Source organism: Deltaproteobacteria bacterium (genome assembly GCA_030690165.1).
Lineage (GTDB): Bacteria > Desulfobacterota > GWC2-55-46 > UBA9637 > UBA9637 > JACRNJ01.
In genome coordinates, this window is record JAUYHF010000064.1 from 1 (window position 1) to 4,189 (window position 4,189).

At 49.1% G+C, this 4,189-nt stretch carries 5 protein-coding genes; all 5 read left to right on the forward strand.

Features of this window, described 5'->3' with window-relative positions; all coding sequences use genetic code 11:
- The coding region (locus tag Q8P28_11010; GenBank protein MDP2683303.1) for a cytochrome b/b6 domain-containing protein at positions 1 to 630 on the forward strand (630 nt) is incomplete at its 5' end.
- Positions 614 to 1,132 (forward strand): cytochrome c3 family protein, encoded by a 519-nt coding sequence (locus Q8P28_11015; GenBank protein MDP2683304.1) that lies wholly within the window; start codon positions 614 to 616, stop codon positions 1,130 to 1,132. The genes Q8P28_11010 and Q8P28_11015, both read left to right, overlap by 17 nt.
- A 22-nt stretch (positions 1,133 to 1,154) precedes the next feature.
- Complete coding sequence (amt, locus tag Q8P28_11020; protein ID MDP2683305.1) at positions 1,155 to 2,468, forward strand: ammonium transporter; 1,314 nt, start codon at positions 1,155 to 1,157, stop codon at positions 2,466 to 2,468.
- Between the two features lie 63 nt (positions 2,469 to 2,531).
- Entirely contained in the window at positions 2,532 to 3,227 is a 696-nt protein-coding gene (locus tag Q8P28_11025; GenBank protein ID MDP2683306.1) for a hypothetical protein, read from the forward strand.
- 2 nt (positions 3,228 to 3,229) lie between these two features.
- On the forward strand, positions 3,230 to 4,189 hold a 960-nt coding region (locus Q8P28_11030; GenBank protein ID MDP2683307.1), incomplete at its 3' end, for an SPFH domain-containing protein.

Consider the following 4,189-nt stretch of genomic DNA (forward strand, 5'->3'; position numbering starts at 1 on the left):
ATCGCATTTATCGTTCTTGCGGCAACAGGCCTGTCACTCAAGTTTCCGGATTCTGTATTTTCAGGCGCTATCGTGTGGGCTGCCGGAGGACCGGCAATGAGGTCTGTTGTCCACCGAATCGCAGCGGTTGTTTTTATAGGGACGGCGCTGGCGCATATAATCCCGTATATTTTGCTGCGCAGGCCGCCTGGAAAGGTCATTCTTTCAAAAAAGGATTTCCTCGACGCCCTGCTGCATCTCAGCTACCTGTTCGACAGGACGGATAACATGCCGCTTATGGGCAGATACACGTGGTATCAGAAGCTGGAATATTGGGCTACGGTTGTGGGCGCCTGCATAATCATATCAACCGGTTTCCTCATGTGGGGTTTTGCCCCCCTGATTAAGAAGATACCTATTTCGCTCTTATATTACGCGCAGATGATACACGGGTGGGAGGCCATACTCGCGGTCCTTGTTATTTTTGTCCAGCATATATATCAGACTGTTTTAAACCCGCTTGTTTTTCCAATGGATTTCTCATGGCTTACCGGAAAGACGAAATATGCGGTGATGGAACATGAACATCCGCTTGAGTTGATGGAGATTGAGTCTAAAAAGGGAGGCGAATATCGTGAAGGCGCGTCCTAACCCCGAAAATGCGATTGCATCTTTTGGCAAAACAGCGCTGATAACAGCGGTGTTTCTATTGGCATTGCCTGTTCATGTATGGAGCGATTCATGCGACGAATGCCATCTTCACAGGTCGTTTGTCCGGGGATCTGCATCGGATACGGATGCGCCTGAGACACTGGCCGGATTCCATATTAAGGAATTCAAGGGCGAGGGGCTGACATCAGCGTGCCGCAGGTGCCATGGAAATCTGCAGGAGTCCAATAAACTTCCACATTCGGAGGCATGTGTCAGGTGTCATACAAGGGGCAAGGCAGCGCAGGGGGATAGGCGCCTGGCATTCCACTCGGAAAAGAACCACTGGACTATGGAAAAGGTATCATGCGTTGACTGCCACAAAGGGCACATAAAGGGGAACCCTGACATAAAATTTCTTACGACAAACACGGTCAACGTATGCAGCCGGTGCCATGAAAAAGGTTTCAATATAAAAGAAACCGCGCAGCAACAGACCGATTAATAAAGGAGGGAGGTTAACAGAGATGTCTTCAATTGAGCAGATAGGGGAGATAAAGATCGCACTTGATACAGTTTGGGTCATACTCTCGGCGGTTCTTGTTTTTATGATGAATGCCGGTTTTGGGATGCTTGAGTCAGGCCTGTGCAGGTCAAAAAATACCGTGAATATATTTTCAAAGAACATAGTCATCTTCGCCATAGCAAGCCTTACCTTTTGGCTAATCGGATTTGGCCTCATGTTCAGCGACGGCTCGTTTTTCATAGGCTCTACAGGATGGATGCTGACGGGTGAGGATAACAGCCCCGCTGTGGCCGGGCAGTATTCAGGTATTTTCAGCGCGCTGGCCTGGACCGCCCTTCCACTCCACGCAAAGTTTCTTTTCCAGATGGTATTTGTGGCCGCCTCCGCGCACATTGTGTCCGGCGCGGTGTCGGAGAGGATAAAGTATTTTTCATTTATAGCCTTTTCCGTTGTGCTGGTTGCCATCATTTACCCCATAACCGGACACTGGATATGGGGCGGCGGGTGGCTGGATTCAATGGGTTTTGTTGATTTTGCCGGCTCCACGGTAGTCCATTCTGTCGGCGGGTGGGCGGCGCTTACCGGCACTATAGCGCTTGGCCCGCGTATGAATAAGTTTAAAAAGGACGGAAGGATAAACCCCATACCCGGCCACAACCAGACCATGGCTGCCCTGGGCATGTTTCTGCTCTGGCTCGGCTGGTTCGGTTTCAACGCCGGAAGCGCTATGGCAGCAACGTCTGAGACGATAGCGCTGGTTGCCGTCAATACCACACTGGCAGCTGCTGCCGGTGTTTTAAGCGCGACAATCGTATCAGAGATACTCATAGGCAAACCGGACCTGAGCATGATGGTTAATGGCGCTCTTGCAGGCCTTGTCGCAATTACCGCCGGCTGTTCAGCGGTAAACATAGGCGGTGCGGTAATAATAGGCCTTACAGCCGGTATACTTGTAGTCTACTTCATAATATTCCTTGACAGGCGCAGAATAGACGACCCTGTTGGTGCGATACCTGTGCATCTGATAAACGGTATCTGGGGGACGGCGGCAGTGGGGCTCTTTGACCGGGAGGCAGGGCTATTCTATGGAGGAGGCATATCGCTACTTGGCACGCAGCTTATAGGGATTGCGGCTGTCGGCGTTTTTGTAGCCTTAAGCACGTATGTGCTCTGGCGCCTTATCGGTCTTGTTATGGGTCTGCGGGTAAGCCAGGAAGAAGAGTATGTCGGGCTTGACATAAGCGAGCACGGCATGGAGGCATATCCTGATGCATCAGGGCCCGGAGGCTTTTACGGGAAACCGGCAAAGTTCTAACCGCGGCGGGAGGCGGAAAGCGGGGACAGATTTGAAATCTGTCCCCAACTATCGGAGGACGAAATGGCCTGGCTAATATTCTTTATTTTTTGGATTGTTTTTCTCTGGCTCTATAAATACAGCGAGCGGCACAAGCAGCGCAGGATTTTGGATATGCAGAAGGACAAGCACTCGGACTACGGCCAGATGAAAAATGAGTTCGACGAAAGCATGGGGCTTTTCAATACCACTGCCGATTTCAAGCCCAGGCTTGCGCATATTGATAAGGCCATAGAATGTCTTAAGGGTATGGAAGAGATGATTCCCGACAAGGAACATTCCTCTGAAAAACTCGCGCAGATAATGTCGCTCAAACAGGCGCTGATATACTCCGGCATAAAGGCGCAGTTTGAAAACGCAATGAATAGTGCAAAAGAGGCTAAACTCCTTGTTGCAAAGGTCAAGCACGCAAACACCGCCCAGGCCATACTCAACGAAGGGCTGAGTCTCGGCATAGACAGAAAAACACTTGCGAGGGAGATTGAAGAGGCCAATAGTTTTATCAACAGGATTCAATATGACGAGTATTTTGCAAAGGCAAAGAAAGAAGAAGAGAGAGGCAATATAAAGATGGCCATAGACCAGTATCAGGTGGCGCTTTATTTTTTAAAGATGACCAGTATGGGCGGGGAAGACCATAGCTCGCTGGTAAAAGAAATAGAAGGGAGGATACAGAAACTTTATGAAGGCGGCATGGCACAAGGCGAAGACAGGAGGTAATTATGGAAACATCTAACATGCAGGGAAAAATGAAGGGGTTTGGGGAGGCAATAAAGAAAACGGAATTTCCGTGGAAGGCAGTCCTGTTTATTTTGATTACCGGATTTACTGCCATTGGCGGTTCATTTGGCCTTCTGGAAATAAACGAGGCAGGTTATATAACGGTAGCCCAGTCCCCATTTACAGGCAAAGTGACGATAGTTTCAGAGCCGGGCATGTTCTGCCAGTGCTTCGGAACTATTACAAAATACAGGGAGGCTGGAACCTTCAAGTTTATTCAGCCTGAAGAATCGGCCGGAGGCAAAGAAAAGGCAAGGCCAAAAAAGAGCAGGGATGCAAACCCGGAGATGTCCGAAGAGATACAGGTGCGGTTTAATGACGGCTCAATCGGATGGATATCCGGAATGGCGCTCTTCGACCTTCCAAAGGATGAAGAAAAGTTCCGGCTTCTCCATATGAAATTCAGAAACTTCAGGAATCTCATTGAGGCCGGGATAATACCCACGATAAAAGAATCTGTCGTGCTCACAGCAGCGCTCATGAGCTCCGGGGAATCATATACTACTAAAAGGGCCACATTCTCGGAGTGGTCGAGGGACCAGATTGAGAAGGGCACATATATGACCGAGGAAATGATAAAAGAGGAAAAAGACCAGAGGACCGGCGATATTACCAAAAAGATATCTGTCAAGATAAAGACAGATAATAGCAGGCTCCTGAGAAATGAGAACCCCCTTGAGAGGTACGGCATAAAGTTCAAGCAGTTTCAGGTGACTGAGATACGGTATGAGACTGAGACGGAAAATCTCATAAAAACAAAAATGGAGGCGCTCCAGAAAACCATCGCAGCCAAGATTGCCGCTGAGAGGGCGATACAGGAAAGGCTTGCGGCGGAAGAACAAGGCAAAAAGAACGTTACAGTCGCCGAATATGAGGCCATGATAAAGAAGAAGAAATCTGAG

Coding starts and splice junctions, on each gene's coding strand:
- amt (MDP2683305.1), top strand. CDS start 1,155: ATGTCTTCAATTGAGCAGATAGGGGAGATAAAGATCGCACTTGATACA.
- Q8P28_11025 (MDP2683306.1), top strand. CDS start 2,532: ATGGCCTGGCTAATATTCTTTATTTTTTGGATTGTTTTTCTCTGGCTC.